Origin of the sequence: Mesorhizobium sp. CO1-1-7, from assembly GCF_020164885.1 — a bacterium.
GTDB classification, from domain to species: domain Bacteria; phylum Pseudomonadota; class Alphaproteobacteria; order Rhizobiales; family Rhizobiaceae; genus Mesorhizobium; species Mesorhizobium australicum.
In genome coordinates, this window is the sequence record NZ_JAIUHA010000004.1 from 454,726 (window position 1) to 474,560 (window position 19,835).

Below are 19,835 nucleotides of genomic sequence, written 5' to 3' on the forward strand. Positions count from 1 at the left end.
ATTTGAGGTCATGAACCGCGACGATCTGAACGACATGCTCTGGTTCCTGGCGGTGGCCGAAGAGCGCAGTTTCACCAAGGCGGCGGCCAGACTTGGAACGTCGCAGCCGACGCTCAGCCAAACCATCAAACAGCTCGAGGCGCGGCTCGGCCTGCGGCTTTTGACGCGGACCACCCGCCATGTGTCGCCGACCGAAGTCGGAGAGAGGCTGCTGCGGGCATTGGCGCCGCGCATCCAGGACATGGAGAGCGACATCGACGCGCTGATGGCGTTTCGCGACAAGCCTTCGGGCACGGTGCGGATCACGCTTTCCGACCATGCGCTGGACTGGATGGTCTGGCCGAAGCTGAAACCGGTGCTGCGGCATTACCGCGACATCCATGTCGAACTGAATATCGACAACGGCTTCCGCAACATCGTCGAGGAGCGGTTCGATGCCGGCGTGCGGCTTGGGGAAAGTGTCGACAAGGACATGATCGCCATTCGCATCAGCCCCGACTGGCGGCTGGTCGTCGTCGCATCCCCCGACTACCTCGCTCGGCATCCGGCGCCCGGTACGCCTCAGGACCTCGTCCAGCATGATTGCATCAACCACCGCCAGTCGCGGTCGGGCGGCCTTTACGCATGGGAATTCGCCAGGGACGGGCGAGAGCTGAGAGTGCGCGTCGACGGACAGCTGACCTTCAATTCGTCGGTCGCGATGATCGACGCGACGTTGAGCGGATTTGGAATCGGCTACGTGCCGGAGAATTTGGTGGCCGACGACATCCGGTCGGGCCGGCTGGTGCTGATGCTCGATGAATGGTGCCCGCTATTCCCCGGCTATTATCTCTATTATCCGACCCGGCGGCAGAACTCGCCTGCCTTCGCGGTGATCGCCAATGCGTTGCGCCACACGGACGCCTAGACAGACATGACCATGATCGCTCCCCGTCCGCTCGCGCGAGAGGAGCTGCCGGACGATACGGCCGCGCTCGCCCGGTTTCTCCTAGGCAAGCTGGTGGTGCGCGACTTGCCCGAAGGCAGGGTCAGCGGCCGCATCGTCGAGACGGAAGCCTATGTCGTCGGTGATGCGGCCGGGCACGGCTTTCGAGGGATGACGCGGCGCAACCGGTCGCTGTTTCTCGAAGCCGGGCACGCCTATGTCTACCTCGCCTATGGCACCTCCTTCATGCTGAATGTCTCGAGCGAGACGAAAGGGGTCGGAACCGGCGTGCTGATCCGGGCGCTGGAACCGCTGGAAGGCGTCGCGATCATGCGGCTGAACCGAGGCGTCGAGCGCCTGCGCGACCTGGCGCGCGGTCCCGGAAGGCTGGCCGCGGCGTTGCGGATCGATCGTTCGCTCGACGGGATCGACCTGTGCCGGGAAGGCCCGCTGTGGCTCGCCCACGATGAATGTGAGCCCGGCGCGATCGGACAGGGGATCAGGATCGGCATTTCGAAGGACGCCGACCGGCTGCTGCGGTTCTACGTCAGGGAAAGTCCGTTCGTCAGCGGCCCGGCATCGCTCAATCGTTGAGAGAGGGCTGCTCCGCCTCTTGTCTCCCCGCCAATTGGCCCCGCGCGTCGCGGATCGACGCGGCATAGGTCACCAGCGGCGGCTTGACGCCGTGGTTGATCAGCATGCGCCGGATCTGCGGCGAGGCGCCCGAAATGATGAAGCGCACGCCGGCGCGCCCCGCCTTGTGGGCCGCGCTTTCGATGACATTGGCCGCCGTCGAATCGAAAAGCGGCACGGCCGAACAGTCGAGCACGAAGTTGCGGCGCTGGTCGGCGATGCGGTCGAGCACGCTGCCGACAGTGGACGCGGCACCGAAGAAGAAGGCGCCCGAGATGCGGTAGACGACGGTGTCGGCGTCGCTTGCCTCCGCGGAATCATAGGCGCCGGCGCCGCCGACGCTGTCGGCGACATCGTCCTGCGCCAGGTCCGCCTCGACCGCGACGGACTTGGCCATGCGGTCGATGAACAGGATCGAGCCGAGCGCGAAGCCGACGACGATGCCTTCGGTGAGGTCGCGGAAGACGACGATGAGGAAGGTCGCCATCAGCACCAGCGCATCGCCGCGCGATGCCCTGAGCAGCGTGGCGAAGGCTTGTTTCTCGACCATGTTCCAGCAGACCACCGCCAGGACGCCGGCAAGGGCCGCGAGCGGGATGTAGCTGGCAAGCGGCGCCGCCACCAGCATCAGCACCAGCAGGATTCCCGAATGGACCATGCCCGAGACCGGACCGTGCGCGCCGGCTCGCACATTGGTGGCGGTGCGGGCGATGGTGCCGGTGGCGCAGATGCCGCCGAACAAAGCGGACGCGACATTGGCGAAGCCCTGCGCCACCAACTCGCAATTCGAGCGGTGCCGCCGGCCCGTCATGCCGTCTGCGACGACGGCCGACAGCAGCGATTCGATGGCGCCGAGCAGCGCGAAGGCGATGGCGTCCGGCAAGACGTCGAGCATCCTGCCGAAGCTGACGGGTGGCATGCCAGGCCATTGCAGGCTGCGCGGAATGCCGCCATAGCGCGTGCCGATCGTCTCGGCCGGCAACGCCAACAGCGCCACGACCAGCGAGGCGAGCCCGATGGCGATCAACATAGCCGGCCATTTCGGCCGCCAGCGCTTCAGCAAGACGATGGTCGCGATGGTCAGTGCCGCCACGCCGGTCGCCGCGAGGTTGGTCGTGCCGGCTGCTTCGCCAAGCGCGATCAGCTTGGGCACGAACGGTCCGGGCTCCCTGCCCGGCAAGGTCAGCCCGAACAATTCGACGATCTGGCCGGAGAAGATGATGACGGCAATGCCGGCGGTGAAGCCGACGGTGACCGGATAGGGAATGAACTTGATGTAGGTGCCGAGCCGGAGATAGCCGATGGCAATGAGGAACACACCGGCCATCATCGTCGCCAGCAGCAGGCCGTCGAGGCCGACGCGCGCCACCGTCGCCGCCACCAGCACGATGAAGGCGCCGGCCGGGCCGCCGATCTGGAAGCGGCTGCCGCCCAAGGCCGAGATGATGAAGCCGCCGACGATGGAAGTGTAGAGGCCACGCTCCGGCGTCACGCCCGAAGCGATCGCGATCGCCATCGACAGCGGCAGCGCGACGATGGCGACAGTCAGCCCGGCGATGACATCCGCCTTGAAATGCGGCAGCCGGTAGCCCTCCCGCCAGACCGTCACCAGCTTCGGCGTGAACAGCTCGGAGAATGTCGGCTTCACCGCCTGATGCACTGCCTGACGCGATTGATCCATGGACTGCCCCTGCAAAAGCGGCGGGATCGTCGGCAGGACTGTCGGCGGTCGCCGTCGCGACTTATTCCGGCCCGGCCTTGGGTTCCGGCGGCATGGCGGCCTTGAGGCGCACGCCCCTGCCGCCGCGCTCGCTGGCCTGGTTCTCGCCGATCAGTTCCACCCCGGCTTCGTCGAGAGCCTGGATGACCTTCATCAGCGTATCGACCACGCCCCTGACCACGCCGCCGCTCGCCTCCATGCGCTGGATGGTGGGAAGCGAGACGCCGGCGCGCTCGGCGAGCGTCCTCTGGTCGATGCCGGCCAGCGCCCTTGCAGCGCGCATCTGCGCGGCAGTGATCATCGGCCGGAATCCCCGTCTGAGCCTGCTAGCGTAACGTATAATACCGTCATTATCATGTTTCAAGCATCATCATATCGGTTTTAGACGTAACCACACCTGATGCCCATTTTCTTCGATACCTGCCAGGGATTTCAGGTAGGGTGGCATGCATCAGACGCAGGGGGTACGCGGGTGAACGTTTTCAAGACCATGGTAATATCGGCAGGCTTGCTGTCGACGGTTCTGATACTGACGGGCTGCGGAGGGCACCTCATCAACAGGTTGATCTGACTCAGTCAGGCTCCTCGCTCACCGCCTTGCGCCGTTGCAGAAGCCTCGCCACCAACCAGCATAGCATCGCCCAGGCGAAGCCGGCACACCAGCCCGCCAGCACATCCGAGGGCCAGTGGACGCCGAGATAGATGCGGCTGACGCCGACCAGCACTGTCGTCAGCACCGCCAGGAACAACACGTAGACCTTGGTTGTCCGGCCCGGCAGGAAGCGCGCCGCCAGCGAACCGAGCGTGAGGTAGGTCACCGCCGACAGCATGGCATGGCCGCTCGGGAAGGAAAGCGACGTCTCGTTGACGAGATGCGAAACCAGTTCCGGGCGCGGCCGGTCGACGCCGACTTTCAGCAGGCTCGACAGCACCTGGCCGCCCGCCACGGCAACGAACATGAGAAGCGCCGTCGCCGGGCGGCGGATCAACAGCAGATAGATGATCGTCGCCGCCGTGATCAGCACCAGAACACTGGAGCTGCCGAGGCTGGTGATGTCGCGCATCGCGCCTTCCAGCCATGGCGGACCGATCGGGATCGCCGGTTGACCGGCCTGGCGGAATGCAAGCAGGATTTCGGTATCGAAGGCGTGCGGCGTGGTGGCCCGTGCCACCTCCATCAATTCCTCGAACGCCCACAGCCCACCGGCGATGACCAGGCCGGCCAGCAGCACCGGGAATTCGACCCGATTGAGCAGAGCTTTCGCGGCGTTCTTCATCGGCACCGTTACATCCGCCCTTGCAGATAGGGCCCAAGCGTGATCAGCGCCACGGCCGCGATTGCCAGCGCGATGCCGGCCGCCTGCAACGCGTTGACGCGCTCGCCGAAGAACACCAGCGCAACGACATTGACCGAAACCAGCTGGATCACCGCCGAGAGGCTGAACGATACCGACATGCCGAACTCGCGGATCAACCGCAGCATGATCAGATTGCCCAGCGAATAGAGCGCCAGCGTCAGCAGGATCTTGCCGAGGCTGGGCGCCAGCCCCCATTGCTTGGCGGCGGTCGCCGCCAGGAGGAAGATCACCGTCGAAAAGCCGAGCTGCAGAAGTCCCGAAAAACTCAACGTCCCGTCCCCCTCGAAGCGCCTTTTGCCTGATATCGCCGACCTTGTTTCCGAAGCGTGCCGGAACGTCAAGCGACGTCGTTCAAACGAGGGTCTTGGCAACGGCGAGACTGAAGCTCAATGTGCCGGAATCGCCCAGCCTGTCGATAGAGGGGCGGTCAGGGGTTCATGATTCGTATTTTTCAGAACTTGGCGCGGCGCTGGAGCGAGCTTTCCCTTGCCCTGCAATTCGTCGTTGCCGGCGGTTTTGGGCTGCTGGTCGTCATGGTGATCGTCGGGACTTGGGTGACGACGCAGATCCGGGACGGCGTCACTCGCAATTCGGCCGCCACGACGGCGCTCTATGTCGACAGCGTGATTGCGCCGCTGCTGCCCGACCTGCGCAAGAGCGAGGAGCTCAGCGCATCCGTCAAGCAGGCGCTCGACGAGACGCTCGGCCAGGGCGCGCTCGGCAAACGCCTGGCATCCTTCAGGCTCTGGCGCCGCGACGGCACGATCCTCTATGCGAAGGACTCGGCTTTGACGGGTCGCCGCTTCGACCTGAACGACAATCTGCGTTCTGCCTTCCAGGGCAGCGTCGTTGCCCAGTTCGATACGTTCGACGAGAACGAAGACAAGGAGCGGGCCGCGGGTGTGCCGTTGCTCGAGATCTACAATCCAGTGCGCGAGCCCTGGTCCGGCGAAGTGGTCGCCGTCACCGAATTCTACGAGGTCGCCAGCGATTTCAAGGCTACCCTGGCTTCCGCCCTGCTGTCGAGCTGGCTGGTCGTGGCCGGGACCACCTTGACGGCATTTCTGCTTCTGTCGGGCATCGTCCTGCGCGGCAGCCGCATTATCGACGATCAGCGCGGGGCGCTGCGCCGCCAGGTGTCCGAGCTGCAGGGCCTGGTGACACAGAACAGCGCCTTGCGGCATCGTGTGCAGCGGGCGTCCCGCCGCGCCACCGCGCTCAACGAAAGATATCTGCGCCGGATCGGCGCCGACCTGCATGACGGCCCTGCCCAGCTCGTGGCGCTGGCCGCGCTGCGCATGGACAGTCCGGTGTTTACCGGCGACGGGCATGGCAGCGAAGGCCGCTCGACCGAAATCGCCATGATCCGCAAGACACTGGAGGATGCGATGCGCGAGATACGCGGCATCTGCACCGGCCTGGTCCTGCCGCAGATAGAAACGGCGGCGGCGGCGGACGTGCTGCGGCTGGCCGTCGAGGAGCATGAGCGCCGGACGGGCACATCGGTGACGCTTACGATGCCGAGACATTTGCCGGAGCCCGGCGCTTCTGAGAAGATCAGCATCTATCGTTTCGTGCAGGAGGGGCTGAACAATGCCTACCGCCACGGACGGGGCAAGGATCAGGCGGTGCGTGCAGGCATGAAAAATGGTAGGCTTTTCGTTGAAGTATCGGACGGCGGACCGGGCTTCGATCCGGCGCGGGCCGAGGGGTTGGGCCTTGCCGGCCTCAGGGAGCGGGTTGAAAGCATTGGCGGCCAATTCGAAACACTCACAGGGCCGAAAGGCACGAAGCTGGTGATCCGTCTTTCGGTCGAGGAGCAAGCATGATCGGCGCCATCCGCATTGCCATTGTCGACGATCATCCGCTGTTCCGCGAAGGCGTGACGCGCAGCCTGTCGGAGATCGGCGGCTTCGAGATGGTCGGCGAAGGTGCGACCGCGCAGGACGCGGAGCGCATCGCCTCGACCATGCAGCCCGACATATTGCTCATCGACATTTCAATGCCGGGCGGCGGCCTGGCCGCGGTTGCCAGCATCCTTGCCGACCATCCCGCCCAGAAGATCGTCATGCTGACCGTTTCAGAGGCGAATGCCGATGTGACCAAGGCCTTGAACGCCGGGGTGCTCGGCTATGTCCTCAAAGGCGTCGGATCGCGTGCGCTTGCCGATATCCTGCGCAACGTGGCGGCCGGCGAAAGCTATCTTTCGCCGATGCTGTCGGCCCGGCTGCTTTCCGACGTGCAGTCCTTGCAGCCCGCCAACGGCGTGGCGGACCGGCTGCGGCAACTCACCGGCCGGCAGACCGAAATCCTGCGGCTGGTGGCGGAGGGACTGAGCAACAAGGAAGTCGCCTTACGCCTGGAGCTGCAGGAGAAGACCGTCAAGCACCACATGACGGGGGTGCTGTCGAAACTCAACGTGCGAAATCGTACTGAAGCGGCCCTCATCATGCGCGAGTTTCGCGACCGCGACAGGGACCGTTCGTAGCCATCGTGGAACGCCGCGAAACGAGGTCACCTCCGCCGGGGGGCGGCGGAGGTGACGTGTGAAACTGGTCATTGCCTGTTGACCAGCTTCACAAGGCGAAATTCATAGGGCCGAAATTCAAAGGGTCGAAATTCATAGCGCCTTGAGACGGCTGGCGTCGGCCGGTGTGGCACGGCGATCGATGATCGTGCGGCCGAGCTTATCCTTCATGCTGAAACGGCCGTTCTCGATTTTTTCCGTCAAGCCATCCGGGTGCTGAACTGTAATCTTGTTGCCATCCACGTCGACCGTGTCGCCGGTCGTGGCGTTGACATGGCTTGTGCTCTGGTTGCCCTGGCCCTTACCCTTTCCGCTATTCCCGCCGCCGCTGTTACCGCTATTGCCGTTGCCGCTGTTTCCTCCATTGCCGCTGTTGCCGCCACCGCCACCGCTGTTACCGCCACCGCCATTCCCACCGTTGCCGCCACCGCCGTTGCCACCCTTGTCGGCATGTGCGGTCGCGGCATCGATTCCAGGCACGAAGCCATGGAAGACGATTCCATAGGGAGCGATGGTCAGCGCCAGGACGGCCGCCGATCTGAGAGCCAGACGGCAACAACGGGCCGTGATCGATCCACGCATACTGATCTCCGTCGATTGAGCCGGCGCGCCCACCCCAACGTTGCAGTGCAACAACATCGCCGAAAGACGTGGTGACCGGAAGCGACCTCCGACCGTTGCGTTTGTCCCCCAGGACCTTTGCAGGCGCAAGCTTGGACCAAAGTCCCAGGCGAGGCGTGAAAAATCGGTCTCGTGGGCGAGCGGCAGCGGAGATACCATGTCACGAAAATGTGATCAGCCTGACGTAAGGCGGTCGAACAGGCAACAAGCTCCAGCCAAACCAAGCCAGAGGTTCCCATGACCGAACATCGCTCCCCCGACGCCCGATTCCGCACCAGCCTGCTCGAGGAAAACGAAGGCCCGGCCAACAATCCCAGCGAGAACCGCACCATGGGCGAGATCATCGCTGCGCGGTTCTCGCGCCGTGGCTTCCTCAAGGGTTCGCTTGCCGTTTCGGCGATCGCCGCCACCGTCAGCCCGCTGGCCATGATCGCCGCCGACGATGCCCGCGCCGCGGAAGGCTCAGCGTTCAAATTCGACGAGCTGGAGGCCGGTATCGACGATAAGCACCACGTCGCGCCGGGCTACGACGCCGACGTTTTGCTGCGCTGGGGCGATCCGCTGTTTGCCGATTCGCCGGAATTCGACCCGACGAAGCAGTCGGCGCAAGCCCAGGCCAAGCAGTTCGGCTACAACAACGACTATGTCGGTTACATCCCGCTCGATGGCTCGGCCGAGCATGGCTTGCTGGTGGTCAACCACGAATACACCAACCCGCATCTGATGTTCCCAGGCATCGTCAAGATTGTCGAGAAGGACGGCAAGAAGTCGGCCGAGGTGGCGCCGCTCTCGAAAGAGCAGGTCGATGTCGAGATGGCCGCCCATGGCGGCACCATCGTCGAGATCCGCAAGGATGGCGGCAAATGGCGGGTAATTCGCGACGGCAAGCTCAACCGCCGCATCACCGCCAACACCGAGATGGCGCTGTCGGGCCCGGTTGCCGGCCATGACCGCGTCAAGACCAATGCCGACCCGTCCGGCGTCAAGGTGTTCGGCACCATCAACAATTGCGCCGGCGGGGTCACGCCCTGGGGCACGTATGTGATGTCCGAGGAGAACATCCATGGCTATTTCTCCGGCGAGCTGCCGGAGGGCCACAAGGAGGCCGCCAACTACAAGCGCCTCGGCATTCCGGAAGGCGCCTATGAATGGGGCGCGCACTATGACCGCTTCAGCCTGGCCAAGGAGCCGAACGAGCCCAACCGCTTCGGCTGGATCGTCGAGGTCGATGTCAACGACCCGGCCTCGGTGCCGCGCAAGCGCACCGCCATGGGCCGCTTCAAGCATGAGGGCGCCGAATCGATCGTCGCCAAGGATGGTCGAGTGGTCTTCTATCTCGGCGACGACGAGCGCTTCGACTATGTCTACAAGTTCGTCACCAAGGGCATGTTCAACGCCGGCGACCGCGCGGCCAACAAGGATCTGCTCGACGACGGCACGCTGCATGTCGCCAAATTCGCGGAGGACGGCTCGGTCGAATGGATGCCGATCGTGTTCGGCCAAGGGCCGCTGACGGCGGAAAACGGTTTTGCCGGCCAGGCCGACGTGCTGATCGAGACACGTCGCGCCGCCGACCTCCTTGGCGCCACCAAGATGGACCGGCCCGAAGACATCCAGCCCAATGCCAGCAACGGCAAGGTCTATGTCATGCTGACCAACAATTCCAAGCGCAAGGCCGATCAGGTCGACGCCGCCAACCCGCGTGCCGAAAACGCCTTCGGCCACATCATCGAAATCGTCGAGGACGAGGGCGATTTCGCCGCCGCCAAAGGCAAGTGGGAAGTGCTGCTGAAATGCGGCGACCCGTCGGTGGCCGCCGTCGGCGCCACCTTCTCCACCGCGACGACGGCCCATGGCTGGTTCGGCATGCCCGACAATTGCGCGGTCGATTCGGCCGGGCGCCTGTGGGTCGCCACCGATGGCCAGGGCCCGAAGGCCACCGGCCGCACGGACGGCCTGTGGGCGGTGGACACGGAAGGATCGGCGCGGGCGACCTCGAAGCTGTTCTTCCGCGTGCCGATCGGCGCCGAAATGTGCGGCCCGCTGTTTGCGCCGGACGACCAGACCGCCTTTGTCGCCGTCCAGCATCCGGGTGACGGCGGCGAGGATTGGGAAGCGTTCGGCCGGCCCTCCTATTATGAGGACCTGTCGACCCGCTGGCCCGATTTCAGGCCCGACATGCCGGTGCGGCCGGCGGTGGTCGCCATCACCAAACAGGGTGGCGGCAAGATCGCCGTCTGAGGTCGGGCGAGACAAAAATGAGAGGGGCTCCGGCGATCCGGGGCCTCTCTTTTGTGCGATATCATATTCAAGCCTCGGGAAAGATTGGCAATTTACACGTGGCGCCCTAGATCGTGATCAGGAGATCATCGCCATGCCCAAGTCGATCTACGACCGTGGCCTGCTCAAACCTGACGAAGTGGCCACCTTGCAACGTGTCTTCGACGAGGCCTGCCGCCGACGGCAAGCGCATCCCGAATCCGTCGAGGCGCGTGAATTGGCGCTCACCTTGCTGGCCCTCTACAATGCCGGCATGGTCGACGAGGAGATGCTGACCGAGGCTGTCGGTTTCCGGCGGCTGGAGCCGAAATCGGCGTGACGCCGACGGCAAATGTTGTCCTATGCGGTCGCTCAGCGTGAGGCGCCGGAGGGGCGGGATGAGCCGGCGATCCGCGCAGCTATCGCCTTGGCCAATATGCCGGCATTGGCAAAGCAGCCGCGGATGCTCGGCCGCATGCCGGTGAACCACAGGCCGGGCAGTTTCGGATCGGCCTGGCCCCCGTTGAAGAGCGGAACGCCCTTCTCGTCGAGCACGCCGAGATTGCCGACCATCCGCTCCAGCCCGGTGCGGTAGCCCGTCGCGGCAATGACGATGTCGGGAGCGATCAGGCTGCCATTGGCCAGGATGACGCCGTCGCGGGTGAACTCCCGTACCCCGGGCACCACCACGATCCTGCCCGATTTGATGGCATCGACGGCGCCATCGTCGGCGGCGATCGCGGTATAGTCCGAGGTCAGGCGGCTGGCGCCGCCCGCGGGCGCGGGCGGCACGCCGAATTTGGTGAGATCGCCGAACACCAGGCGCTGCGTCACCGCCATCACCGCATCGGCGACGCGCAGCGGCAGGCGCGCCATGAGCGGCGAGAGGCGGTGCACGGCGATCTTGCCGACGCGCTTGGGCAAAAGGGCGGGGCCGTTGCGGGCCGACAGCCAGACAGCGGCGGTATCGACACCGGCCAGATGATTGAGTGCGTCGAAGCCCGAATTGCCGGCGCCCACAACCAGCACCTTCTTGCCCGCATAGGCCTGGGCATCGCCAAAATCCGCCGAGTGGATGATCCGGCCCGCGAACGCCTGCATGCCCGTCCACTGCGGCGTGAAGGGTTCCCGGTCGCGGCCGGTGGCCACAACGACATGGCGCGCCAGGCGCGAGCCGGCGCTGGTGCGCACGACCCAGTGATCGCCCCTGAACGTGATGGACTCGACGGAAACGCCAAACTCCACCGGCAAACGGTTCGCCTCATGGAAATCGTTCATATGGCGGATGACGACGTCCCGGTGCGGAAAGGCAGGGGTGCCCTTGGGATAGGCAAGGCCGGGCAGCGCCGAGAGATCGCGGTGGGTGTTGAGGTGCAGCTGCTCGTGACGCCGGCGCCAGGGCTCGGCCAGCCGGCTTTCCTTCTCCAGGATCGCCGTCGCCACGCCGGCCTTCATCAAGGCCCTCGCGACGGCCAGCCCGGCGGCGCCGGCGCCAATGACGATCGCCGGCTCGACCGTCACCGCCTGCTCCACCATCGATCTGCTTGTCGTATCAGCCATTCACTCTCGAACCCCATTCGCCCTCGCGGCAGCCCCTGAAGGCTCGCAGGCCGCTGTAACAGTTTGATCGCGCGCAGGACCCGAACGGCAACTCGATGCCGATTTTCGATGGTCCCACGCTGAGGCGGCTTCGCTTCCGGAGCATTCCGCCGCCCGTCGGAAACAGCCGGTCGCGCACCGCGTCAAAACCACGACATGGAGCGCATTACCCGCTTCCGTCCGAATACATCCAGCCCTATATGGCATATCGGCGGCATCGGCGATAATCAGGTCGCGGCAAAGTGATTGATTCGAGGTCCGGGGGCTGGCGGATCTCGTCACGGACGCGGGCATTCGAAACTGGCAACCCGATTTCGGCTACCCTGCGAAAAATCAAGACGCCGTGGCGCGTCTTGCGTGTCGTCGGACACGTCGCGCCATGGACGGCACGCGGAATCTCGACCATGCCCTCCTTGCGGATCTATTTCGACAACCTCCTTGAGGGAGCCTCGCCCAAGGTCGAGCGCCGGGCGCTGACGCATGTCGAACGGCTGGCGCTGGTGCGCCGCCATGGCGACTTCTCGCTCGCCTATTCCACCGCCGTGCAAAGCAAGCTTTCCTATTTTGGCGATGCCGACGGTTACATCGCCTTCGGCACCAAGATGAGGCATCATTTCGCGCTCGGCGATCCGGTGGCGGCGCCGGATCGGCGGCCCGATTACATCAGGCGCTTCGTCGAGAGCGCTGGCGGCCCGTGGTTCGTGCAGATCGGCGAACAGACCGCCCAGGTCCTTGCCGGCCTTGGCTACAAGATCAACCGGCTGGGCATCGACACGCGCCTCGCTCTGCCCGACCATGATTTTTCCGGCAAGCGCAACGAAACGGTGCGTTATTCCGAGCGCTGGCTGCTGAAGAAGGGCTTTTCGTTCGAGGAGGACAAACGCACGATCCATCTCGACGAGATCTCCCGGCTGTCTCAAAACTGGCGCGGCGACCGCATCGTCAAACGATGGGAGATGGGTTTCCTCAACCGACCGTTCTACGATCAGCTCGGCACCGATATGCGCCGTTTCGTGCTGCACGGCCCCGACGGCGATCTGGTCGCCCTGCTCGATTTCGATCCGATGTTCGCCGACGGCAAGGTGGTCGGCTACACCACGGCCTTCAAGCGCAAGCATATCGATGCCTCGCCGCATGCCGAGATCGGCCTGACCAAATTCGCCGTCGACCGCTTTCGCGAGGAAGGCATTTCGGTGGTGACGCTCGGCCTGTCGCCGCTGCTCGATGTCGGCCCGAGCGGATTTGCCGAAAGCGAGTTCTGGCGCAACGCCTTCCAGCGCGCCTACGACTCGCCCTGGGTCAACCGCCGCAGGTTCAACCTGCAGGGGCAGGCGGCATTCAAGCGCCGCTTCCACGGCGCCGAGGAGCCGGTCTACATCGCCTTTCGCGAGGGGACCTACATCGAGATGCTGGGATTGCTGCGGCTGGTCAAGGCCATTTGAGGCCTCTCTCACGACCTTAGGGCCGCGTCAGTTCCTCAGCCGGTAGCCGGTCCGGAAGATCCAGGCGACGATCGCGATGCAGACGGCCAGGAACACCAGCGTCATGCCGAGGCTGACGACCACCGAGACATCGGCCTTGCCGTAGAAACTCCAGCGGAAGCCGCTGATCAGGTAGACCACCGGGTTGAACAGCGTGATCGTCTTCCAGATGCCTGGCAGCATGTGGATCGAATAGAAGCTGCCGCCGAGGAAGGTCAGTGGGGTGATGATCAGCAGCGGCACCAGCTGCAGCTGCTCGAAGCTTTTCGCCCAGATGCCGATGATGAAGCCGAACAGGCTGAAGGTCACCGCCGTCAGGATCAGGAAGGCGAGCATCCAGAACGGATGTTCGATGTGCAGCGGCACGAACAGCGAGGCGGTGGCCAGGATGATCAGGCCGAGGATGATCGACTTGGTCGCGGCGCCGCCGACATAGGCGATGACGATCTCCAGGTAGGAGACCGGCGCCGACAAAAGCTCGTAGATCGAGCCGACGAATTTCGGGAAATAGATGGCAAAAGAGGCGTTGGAGATCGACTGCGTCAACAGCGACAGCATGATCAGTCCCGGCACGATGAAGGCGCCGTAGGCGATGCCGTCGATTTCGGTTATGCGCGAGCCGATGGCCGAGCCGAAGACGACGAAATAGAGCGACGTCGAGATGACTGGCGAGATGATGCTCTGCAGCACGGTGCGGAACGCACGCGCCATCTCGACCCGGTAGATCGCCCAGACCGCGCGAAAATTAGGGGCCGCACGCAGGTTCATGGCTCTTGCCTCAGGAGATTGACGAAGATCTCTTCGAGCGAGCTGTTCTTGGTATCGAGATCGCGGAACTGGATGCCGGCCGCCTCGAGATCCCTGATCAGCGAGGCGACGCCCGGCCGGTCGCTCTGGTTGTCGTATGTGTAGGTGAGTTGCGTGCCATCCGGCGACAGTTCGAGCGCATAGCGCGAGAGCCCGTCGGGCACGCTGCCGAGCGGCGCGCGCAGCTCCAGCCTCATCTCCTTGCGGCCGAGTTTGCGCATCAGTTCGGCCTTGCCCTCGACCAGGATGATCTCGCCGCGGTTGATGACGCCGACGCGGTCGGCCATGGCCTCGGCTTCCTCGATATAGTGCGTGGTAAGGATGATGGTGACGCCGTCCTCGCGCAGCCGCCGGACCATCGCCCACATGTCCTGGCGCAGTTCGACGTCGACGCCGGCGGTCGGTTCGTCGAGGAACAGGATGCGTGGCTCGTGCGACAGCGCCTTGGCGATCATCAGCCGCCGCTTCATGCCGCCCGACAGCGTGATCGCCTTGGCGTCCTTCTTGTCCCACAGCGACAGGTCGCGCAGCACCTTCTCGACGAAGGCCGGGTTGGCCGGCTTGCCGAACAGGCCGCGGCTGTAATTGACGGTCGCCCAGACGCTCTCGAACGCGTCGATGGTGAGTTCCTGCGGCACCAGCCCGATCAGGCTGCGCGCGGCGCGATAGTCCTTGTTGATGTCATGGCCATCGACGGTCACGGTGCCCGAAGAGCGGTTGACGATGCCGCAGACGATCGAGATCAGCGTCGTCTTGCCGGCGCCATTGGGGCCGAGCAGCGCGAAGATCTCGCCGCGCTGGATATCGAGGCTGACTTCCTTGAGCGCGGTGAAGCCGGTGGCGTAGGTCTTGGAGACCCCGGAAATGGACAATATGGAGGGCATGGTTGAAAACGGCTGCCTGAAAGAGGTGACTTGATATAGGCCTGTTGTCGCCCAGTGCAACCGCAAGTCAATGCCCTGCCGCCAGTTCTGGACATCGAAGCGCGGAGCTGGCTGGGATGCGCCGCGTCCATCCGGTAAAATTGTCCTGTGGCGTTCAGCCTCGCGGCAGGAGGCCGCTTTGACCTGACCCCGCTTCGGGCCTATCCTTCGCGAGTATTTACAGCCGGAGCCCGCCATGGACCCGCTCATACTGTCGCGCATGCAGTTCGGCGCGAATATTTCGTTTCATATCCTGTTTCCGACAATCACCATTGCCCTTGGCTGGGTGCTGCTGTTCTTCAAGCTGCGCTACAACGCGACCAATGATTCCGCCTGGATGCGCGCCTATTTCACCTGGGTGAAGGTGTTCGCGCTGTCGTTTGCCATGGGCGTGGTTTCGGGCGTCACCATGAGCTTCCAGTTCGGCACCAACTGGCCGGGCTACATGCAGCATGTCGGCAACATCGCCGGACCGCTGCTCGCCTACGAGATCCTCACCGCTTTCTTCCTCGAGGCGGCCTTTCTCGGCATCATGCTGTTCGGCTTCCGCCGCGTCTCCAACCGCATCCACACGCTGGCGACGGTGCTGGTCGCCGGCGGCACGACGCTATCGGCGTTCTGGATCATCGCCCTCAATTCCTGGATGCAGACGCCGGCCGGCTTCGAGATGCGCGACGGCGTCGCGCACGCAGTCGACTGGTGGGCCATCGTCTTCAACCCGTCCATGCCCTACCGGCTGGTGCATATGCTGCTCGCCTCGGGGCTTACGGTGTCGTTCCTGATCGCCGGCCTGTCGGCGCTGCGCTACCTCAACGGCGACCGTTCGGAATCGATGTGGAAGGCGCTGCGCACCGGCGTCTTTACCGCTGCGATCCTGATCCCGATCCATATCCTGGCCGGCGACCAGCATGGGCTCAACACGCTGGAACACCAGCCGCAGAAGATCGCCGCCATGGAGGCCAACTGGAACACCGGTCCCAACGTGCCGCTGGTTTTGTTCGCGCTGCCCGACGAGGCGGCCAGGGAAAACAAGTTCGAGGTCGCCATTCCGGACGGGGCCAGCCTTATCCTGCGGCACTCGACCGACGGTGTCGTTCCGGGGCTGAACGACTATCCCGGCAACCATCCGCCGGTCTTTCCGCTCTTCTGGAGCTTCCGCATCATGGTCGGCACCGGGCTTTTGATGCTCGCCGTCTCCTGGTCGGCCGCCTTCTTCCTCAAGCGCCGGCACGCGCTGCCAAAGCCGCTCGCCATGCTGATGGTGCCGATGGCGCTGTCGGGCTGGCTGGCGACGCTGGCCGGCTGGTACACGACCGAGATCGGCCGCCAGCCCTGGCTGGTGACCGGCGTATTGAAGACCGCCGACGCCGTCGGGCCGGTGGCCGGCAGCCATGTGGCGCTGACGCTCGCCATCTATCTCCTGCTCTACGTGCTTTTGCTGATCGCCTATCTCGGCGTGCTGGTGCACCTGGCGCTGAAGGCGGCCAAGGACGGCGACATCTCGCCGCTGCCGGGTGTTCTCGACGCACCGCTGTCGCAGCCGGCCGCGGGGGAGTGAGCATGTTTTCATTGCAGGCCCGCGCCGCCCCTCTCCTGCCTGCCGGCATCCTCTCCCCGTATAAGGACGGGGAGAGGAGCGCTGAGTCCTATGGTTTCGCCAATCGCCAACGTTGCATGGATGGCGCCGGCGTTGCGGCCAGCCCGCTTCTCCCCGTCCCTATACGGGGAGAAGTGCCCGGCAGGGCGATGAGGGGCTGCGCTAGCTTCGCAAACCGAAGTCAGGGCCTGAGGAGAGCAAGATGACCTATGACTGGCCGACCCTGCTCCCCCTCATCTTCGCCGGACTGATGGGCCTTGCCATCCTGATCTACGTCATTCTCGACGGCTTCGACCTCGGCATCGGCATCCTCTTCGCCGCCGCCGAGGACACCGAACAGGACACCATGATCGCGGCGATCGGCCCGTTCTGGGATGCCAACGAAACCTGGCTGGTGCTGGCCGTCGGCCTGCTGCTGGTCGCCTTTCCGCTGGCGCATGGCGTCATCCTGACGGCGCTCTACATTCCGGTCTTCGTCCTGCTGGTCGGCCTGATCCTGCGCGGCGTCGCCTTCGATTTCCGCGCCAAGGTGCCGGCGGGGAAGAAACATCGCTGGAACCGTATTTTCTTCCTGGGCTCGCTCATCGCCTCGCTGGCGCAAGGCTATATGCTGGGCGTCTACGTGCTCGGCCTCGATGTCGGGCCAGGCGGCATGGCGTTTGGCGTGCTGGTGGCGTTCTGCCTGGCGGCGGCCTACGCGGCGATGGGCTCCGCCTGGGTGATCTACAAGACCGAAGGCGCGCTGCAGAAGAAGGCGGTGCTCTGGCTGCGCACCGCCCTGGTGCTGACCGCGCTCGGCATGGCCGCCGTGTCGCTGGCGACGCCGTTCGCCAGCCCGCGCATCTTCGCCAAATGGTTCGTCTGGCCCGAGATGCTCTATCTGTCGCCGCTGCCGATCCTGTCGGCGCTGCTGTTTGCTTGGCTGTGGCGGCAGACCTTCCATCTGCCGAGGCCTGACGATCGCCATTCGCTGACACCGTTCCTGACGCTGGCCACCATCTTCGCGCTCGGCTTTGCCGGCCTGGCCTGGTCGTTCTATCCCTATGTGGTGCCCGATCGCCTGACCATCTGGCAGGCGGCGTCGGCGCCCGAAAGCCTGGCGATCATCCTGGCCGGCACCGTGGTGGTGCTGCCGGTCATCATCTTCTATTCGTTCTATGCCTACCGCGTGTTCGGCGGCAAGGCGACGGATCTGACGTATGATTGAGGCGCGATGACAGCGCCTTTCTCCCCGTATAATGACGGGGAGAAAGGCCAGAATGGCGCGCCTCGCAATCTCAGTTGCTCGCCGACAGCACCAGCACCGGCTTTTCGCTGTAAAGCGCCGGGAACAGCGTCTTCAAATTCGCCACCTTGGGCAGGTCGTTGTAGACGATGTAGGGATAGGTCGGGTTCAGCGTCAAAAAGTCCTGGTGGTAGGTCTCGGCCGGATAGAAGGTCTTGCCGGTCTCCAGCGTGGTGACGATCGGCTCGCCGAACACTTTGGCCTTGTCGAGCTGCGCGATGTAGCTCTGCGCGATTTTCTTCTGGGCGTCGTTTTCGGCGAAGATCGTCGAGCGGTACTGGGTGCCCGAGTCCGGACCCTGGTAGTTGAGCTGGGTCGGGTTGTGGGCGACCGAGAAATAGACCTGCAGCAGCTGGCCGTAGGTGACCTTGGACGGATCATAGGTGATCTCGACGGACTCTGCGTGGCCGGTGCGGCCGGTGCCGACCGTCTCGTAGACGGCGTCGTCCTTGGCGCCGCCGGTATAGCCCGAGACCGCCTTGCTGACGCCCTTGACGTGCTGGAACACGCCCTGCACGCCCCAGAAGCAGCCGCCGGCGAAGATCGCCTTCTCTGTGCCGGTGGCCGCTTTTTCGTCGATTGCCGGCGGCGGGATCTTCACGGCATCCTCGGCGGAGATGGCCGGCGTCAGCCAGAAGGCGGCGCCCGCGACGGCAAGGGCGAGGGCGGCGAGCGCGCCCCGGACAAAGCCTGTCGAACGTTTGTTGATAGTGGTCATGGTTGCACTCCTCATGGCTTCCATTGGGATCAGTCTATTGGATCAGCTACGGTGGCGCGATGCGTGAGTTGCGGCGGAGGCTCACATTCGCGTGCGCCTGCGGACTTTCTGTTTCGACCTCGTTGCCGAAGCAAAACCGCTTCAAGCCTTTCCCGGGGGCTTCAGCAACTGTCCCCGGCTGGACAGGGAGCCCGCCAGGGACAGAAGGCCACGCACCAATCTCAATTGGCGGTGGCATCCGTTGCCGGCTTCATCGCGTCGGTCGCCGGTTTCATCGCATCCGTGGCAGGCTTCATGGCGTCCGTAGCGGGCTTCATGGCGTTGGTGGCCATCGGGTCGGCGGGCTTCATCGCATCGGTTGCCGGCTTCATGGCGTCCGCGGCCGGCGCCATGGCGTTGGCGGCGGGCTTCATTGCATTGGTGGCATCGTCGGCGCGGGCGATGCCGCCGGCAAACAGCGCCGTGGAGCACAAAGCGAGGGCGAGCGCCGGCAGCGTCAGGCGGGAGAAAGTGGTCATGGTCGGTTCCTTGGGTTTACGGGTTGATGGCACGCCCTTTGGGCGGCCGGGCTCTTGCACCGCTGCTCATGCGGCGGTGCAAATCTCTGTTTGGCAAATCTCTGCTCGAACGCGATCTAGTTGGCGGCGGCGGCCAGGATCGGTCCGCCGCCGGGCGACTGCACCAGCACGGCGGTGCTGAGGCCGCCCGAGGCCGCCGGCAGATCGAGCGTCTTGGCGTCGCCGCTCCAGCTGCCGAGTTTTGTCAGCGCATGCACGACATTGGCATGCGGCAAGGTGCGGCCGGTGTTCTCGCCGCGCGCCACCGGCACCTCGACGACACCCTTGGTGTAGCGCACCAGCCAGACATCGGCATGGCCGCCCGGAGCGGCGCCGGCGCCGATCGCGACCTTGCCGCCCTCGAGCGCCAGCGACAGGCCGCCGGTCTTGGCCGTGGCCGCGATCAGATGTTCGATCTCGCCGGGTGCGGCGCCGACGACGTCGGCATGGCCGTTGACCACCACTTGCGGCGTGAATGGCCCGTCATGGCCGAGCGGCGGCTCATAGGACACCTGGCGCTGCGTGAATTCCTGCTTGCCGAACGTGTCCTTCCAGCCGAGGTAATCCCAGTAGGTGACGTTGAACGACAGCGCCAGCACGCCGGGCCGGTCCTTGACCTTGATGAGGTTGGCGTTGGCCGGCGGGCAGGACGAGCAGCCCTGGCTGGTGAACAGCTCGACCACGGTGAGCGGCTGGGCGACGGCGCCGGCAAGCGATCCGGCGAGCGCCAGCGCGGCGAGGCCGGAGAGTGCGAAAAACCTGCTTGATAGGACTGGCGACATCGGCTTGCTCCGTGGGGACGACGCCACGATGCGCCGCTCATAT

20 protein-coding genes are annotated in these 19,835 nt (G+C 64.7%); 9 read left to right on the forward strand and 11 right to left on the reverse strand.

Going from position 1 to position 19,835, the window contains the following annotated elements; all coding sequences use genetic code 11:
* The first annotated feature begins 10 nt into the window (after positions 1-10).
* On the forward strand, positions 11-907 hold the full coding sequence (locus tag LB516_RS11510) for a LysR family transcriptional regulator (protein ID WP_140792403.1): 897 nt from the start codon (positions 11-13) through the stop codon (positions 905-907).
* 6 nt (positions 908-913) lie between these two features.
* On the forward strand, positions 914-1,519 hold the full coding sequence (locus LB516_RS11515) for a DNA-3-methyladenine glycosylase (protein WP_224719573.1): 606 nt from the start codon (positions 914-916) through the stop codon (positions 1,517-1,519).
* On the opposite strand, the gene LB516_RS11520 is transcribed toward LB516_RS11515, so the two are convergent.
* The 4 genes from LB516_RS11520 to LB516_RS11535 all read right to left on the reverse strand — a co-directional run bounded on the left by LB516_RS11520 (position 1,509) and on the right by LB516_RS11535 (position 4,905).
* A complete protein-coding gene (locus LB516_RS11520) occupies positions 1,509-3,239 on the reverse strand; it encodes a SulP family inorganic anion transporter (RefSeq protein ID WP_224719574.1) in 1,731 nt (576 codons plus the stop codon). The genes LB516_RS11515 and LB516_RS11520 overlap by 11 nt on opposite strands.
* Before the next feature lie 61 nt (positions 3,240-3,300).
* Entirely contained in the window at positions 3,301-3,579 is a 279-nt protein-coding gene (locus LB516_RS11525) for a helix-turn-helix domain-containing protein (RefSeq protein ID WP_015314761.1), read from the reverse strand.
* Positions 3,580-3,850: 271 nt separating this feature from the next.
* A complete protein-coding gene (locus LB516_RS11530) occupies positions 3,851-4,555 on the reverse strand; it encodes a phosphatase PAP2 family protein (protein ID WP_140660505.1) in 705 nt (234 codons plus the stop codon).
* 8 nt (positions 4,556-4,563) lie between these two features.
* Entirely contained in the window at positions 4,564-4,905 is a 342-nt protein-coding gene (locus tag LB516_RS11535) for a hypothetical protein (protein WP_015314759.1), read from the reverse strand.
* A gap of 168 nt (positions 4,906-5,073) precedes the next feature.
* Here LB516_RS11535 and LB516_RS11540 point away from each other — a divergent pair, with 168 nt between their 5' ends.
* Positions 5,074-6,465: a sensor histidine kinase gene (locus LB516_RS11540; RefSeq protein WP_140712045.1), complete on the forward strand. Its 1,392-nt coding sequence runs from the start codon at positions 5,074-5,076 to the stop codon at positions 6,463-6,465.
* Complete coding sequence (locus LB516_RS11545; protein WP_015314757.1) at positions 6,462-7,124, forward strand: response regulator; 663 nt, start codon at positions 6,462-6,464, stop codon at positions 7,122-7,124. Before LB516_RS11540 ends, LB516_RS11545 begins: the two co-directional genes overlap by 4 nt.
* 132 nt (positions 7,125-7,256) lie before the next feature.
* Here the strand turns inward: LB516_RS11545 and LB516_RS11550 are convergent, their stop codons facing one another.
* Positions 7,257-7,745, reverse strand: a complete 489-nt coding sequence (locus LB516_RS11550; RefSeq protein ID WP_224719575.1) for a hypothetical protein — start codon at positions 7,743-7,745, stop codon at positions 7,257-7,259.
* A 276-nt stretch (positions 7,746-8,021) separates the two neighbouring features.
* On the opposite strand from LB516_RS11550, the gene LB516_RS11555 reads away from it, so the two are divergent.
* Both LB516_RS11555 and LB516_RS11560 read left to right on the forward strand, forming a co-directional pair.
* Complete coding sequence (locus LB516_RS11555; protein ID WP_224719576.1) at positions 8,022-10,025, forward strand: PhoX family protein; 2,004 nt, start codon at positions 8,022-8,024, stop codon at positions 10,023-10,025.
* Positions 10,026-10,158: 133 nt separating this feature from the next.
* Positions 10,159-10,383, forward strand: coding sequence for a hypothetical protein (locus LB516_RS11560; RefSeq protein ID WP_015314754.1), 225 nt, complete (start codon positions 10,159-10,161; stop codon positions 10,381-10,383).
* A 32-nt stretch (positions 10,384-10,415) separates the two neighbouring features.
* On the opposite strand, the gene LB516_RS11565 is transcribed toward LB516_RS11560, so the two are convergent.
* Positions 10,416-11,603 carry a flavin-containing monooxygenase gene (locus tag LB516_RS11565; RefSeq protein ID WP_224719577.1) on the reverse strand — a complete coding sequence of 396 codons (1,188 nt, stop codon included), beginning with the start codon at positions 11,601-11,603 and terminating at the stop codon, positions 10,416-10,418.
* Between the two features lie 443 nt (positions 11,604-12,046).
* Here LB516_RS11565 and LB516_RS11570 point away from each other — a divergent pair, with 443 nt between their 5' ends.
* Complete coding sequence (locus LB516_RS11570) at positions 12,047-13,084, forward strand: phosphatidylglycerol lysyltransferase domain-containing protein (RefSeq protein ID WP_140876061.1); 1,038 nt, start codon at positions 12,047-12,049, stop codon at positions 13,082-13,084.
* Between the two features lie 27 nt (positions 13,085-13,111).
* Here the strand turns inward: LB516_RS11570 and LB516_RS11575 are convergent, their stop codons facing one another.
* Together LB516_RS11575 and LB516_RS11580 are read right to left on the reverse strand one after the other, a co-directional pair.
* On the reverse strand, positions 13,112-13,891 hold the full coding sequence (locus LB516_RS11575) for an ABC transporter permease (RefSeq protein WP_015314751.1): 780 nt from the start codon (positions 13,889-13,891) through the stop codon (positions 13,112-13,114).
* On the reverse strand, positions 13,888-14,814 hold the full coding sequence (locus LB516_RS11580) for an ABC transporter ATP-binding protein (RefSeq protein ID WP_041163616.1): 927 nt from the start codon (positions 14,812-14,814) through the stop codon (positions 13,888-13,890). The genes LB516_RS11575 and LB516_RS11580 overlap by 4 nt, the downstream gene beginning before the upstream one ends.
* A 235-nt stretch (positions 14,815-15,049) precedes the next feature.
* Here LB516_RS11580 and LB516_RS11585 point away from each other — a divergent pair, with 235 nt between their 5' ends.
* Together LB516_RS11585 and LB516_RS11590 are read left to right on the forward strand one after the other, a co-directional pair.
* Positions 15,050-16,411 (forward strand): cytochrome ubiquinol oxidase subunit I, encoded by a 1,362-nt coding sequence (locus LB516_RS11585; protein WP_224719578.1) that lies wholly within the window; start codon positions 15,050-15,052, stop codon positions 16,409-16,411.
* A gap of 241 nt (positions 16,412-16,652) precedes the next feature.
* Positions 16,653-17,657, forward strand: coding sequence for a cytochrome d ubiquinol oxidase subunit II (locus tag LB516_RS11590; protein WP_140660324.1), 1,005 nt, complete (start codon positions 16,653-16,655; stop codon positions 17,655-17,657).
* 70 nt (positions 17,658-17,727) lie between these two features.
* Here LB516_RS11590 and msrA read toward each other — a convergent pair whose 3' ends face one another.
* From msrA to LB516_RS11605, 3 genes are all read right to left on the reverse strand, one after another.
* A complete protein-coding gene (gene msrA, locus LB516_RS11595; RefSeq protein ID WP_015314746.1) occupies positions 17,728-18,453 on the reverse strand; it encodes a peptide-methionine (S)-S-oxide reductase MsrA in 726 nt (241 codons plus the stop codon).
* Between the two features lie 221 nt (positions 18,454-18,674).
* A complete protein-coding gene (locus tag LB516_RS11600) occupies positions 18,675-18,971 on the reverse strand; it encodes a hypothetical protein (protein ID WP_224719579.1) in 297 nt (98 codons plus the stop codon).
* A 116-nt stretch (positions 18,972-19,087) separates the two neighbouring features.
* Positions 19,088-19,792: a DUF1223 domain-containing protein gene (locus LB516_RS11605; protein ID WP_224719580.1), complete on the reverse strand. Its 705-nt coding sequence runs from the start codon at positions 19,790-19,792 to the stop codon at positions 19,088-19,090.
* Positions 19,793-19,835 lie beyond the last annotated feature (43 nt).

Bases quoted from the DNA above. Each gene is read 5' to 3' on its own strand.
- LB516_RS11510 (WP_140792403.1), top strand. From the start codon at position 11: ATGAACCGCGACGATCTGAACGACATGCTCTGGTTCCTGGCGGTGGCC.
- LB516_RS11515 (WP_224719573.1), top strand. From the start codon at position 914: ATGACCATGATCGCTCCCCGTCCGCTCGCGCGAGAGGAGCTGCCGGAC.
- LB516_RS11520 (WP_224719574.1), bottom strand. From the start codon at position 3,239: ATGGATCAATCGCGTCAGGCAGTGCATCAGGCGGTGAAGCCGACATTC.
- LB516_RS11525 (WP_015314761.1), bottom strand. From the start codon at position 3,579: ATGATCACTGCCGCGCAGATGCGCGCTGCAAGGGCGCTGGCCGGCATC.
- LB516_RS11530 (WP_140660505.1), bottom strand. From the start codon at position 4,555: ATGAAGAACGCCGCGAAAGCTCTGCTCAATCGGGTCGAATTCCCGGTG.
- LB516_RS11540 (WP_140712045.1), top strand. From the start codon at position 5,074: ATGATTCGTATTTTTCAGAACTTGGCGCGGCGCTGGAGCGAGCTTTCC.
- LB516_RS11545 (WP_015314757.1), top strand. From the start codon at position 6,462: ATGATCGGCGCCATCCGCATTGCCATTGTCGACGATCATCCGCTGTTC.
- LB516_RS11550 (WP_224719575.1), bottom strand. From the start codon at position 7,745: ATGCGTGGATCGATCACGGCCCGTTGTTGCCGTCTGGCTCTCAGATCG.
- LB516_RS11555 (WP_224719576.1), top strand. From the start codon at position 8,022: ATGACCGAACATCGCTCCCCCGACGCCCGATTCCGCACCAGCCTGCTC.
- LB516_RS11560 (WP_015314754.1), top strand. From the start codon at position 10,159: ATGCCCAAGTCGATCTACGACCGTGGCCTGCTCAAACCTGACGAAGTG.
- LB516_RS11565 (WP_224719577.1), bottom strand. From the start codon at position 11,603: ATGGCTGATACGACAAGCAGATCGATGGTGGAGCAGGCGGTGACGGTC.
- LB516_RS11570 (WP_140876061.1), top strand. From the start codon at position 12,047: ATGCCCTCCTTGCGGATCTATTTCGACAACCTCCTTGAGGGAGCCTCG.
- LB516_RS11575 (WP_015314751.1), bottom strand. From the start codon at position 13,891: ATGAACCTGCGTGCGGCCCCTAATTTTCGCGCGGTCTGGGCGATCTAC.
- LB516_RS11580 (WP_041163616.1), bottom strand. From the start codon at position 14,814: ATGCCCTCCATATTGTCCATTTCCGGGGTCTCCAAGACCTACGCCACC.
- LB516_RS11585 (WP_224719578.1), top strand. From the start codon at position 15,050: ATGGACCCGCTCATACTGTCGCGCATGCAGTTCGGCGCGAATATTTCG.
- LB516_RS11590 (WP_140660324.1), top strand. From the start codon at position 16,653: ATGACCTATGACTGGCCGACCCTGCTCCCCCTCATCTTCGCCGGACTG.
- msrA (WP_015314746.1), bottom strand. From the start codon at position 18,453: ATGACCACTATCAACAAACGTTCGACAGGCTTTGTCCGGGGCGCGCTC.
- LB516_RS11600 (WP_224719579.1), bottom strand. From the start codon at position 18,971: ATGACCACTTTCTCCCGCCTGACGCTGCCGGCGCTCGCCCTCGCTTTG.
- LB516_RS11605 (WP_224719580.1), bottom strand. From the start codon at position 19,792: ATGTCGCCAGTCCTATCAAGCAGGTTTTTCGCACTCTCCGGCCTCGCC.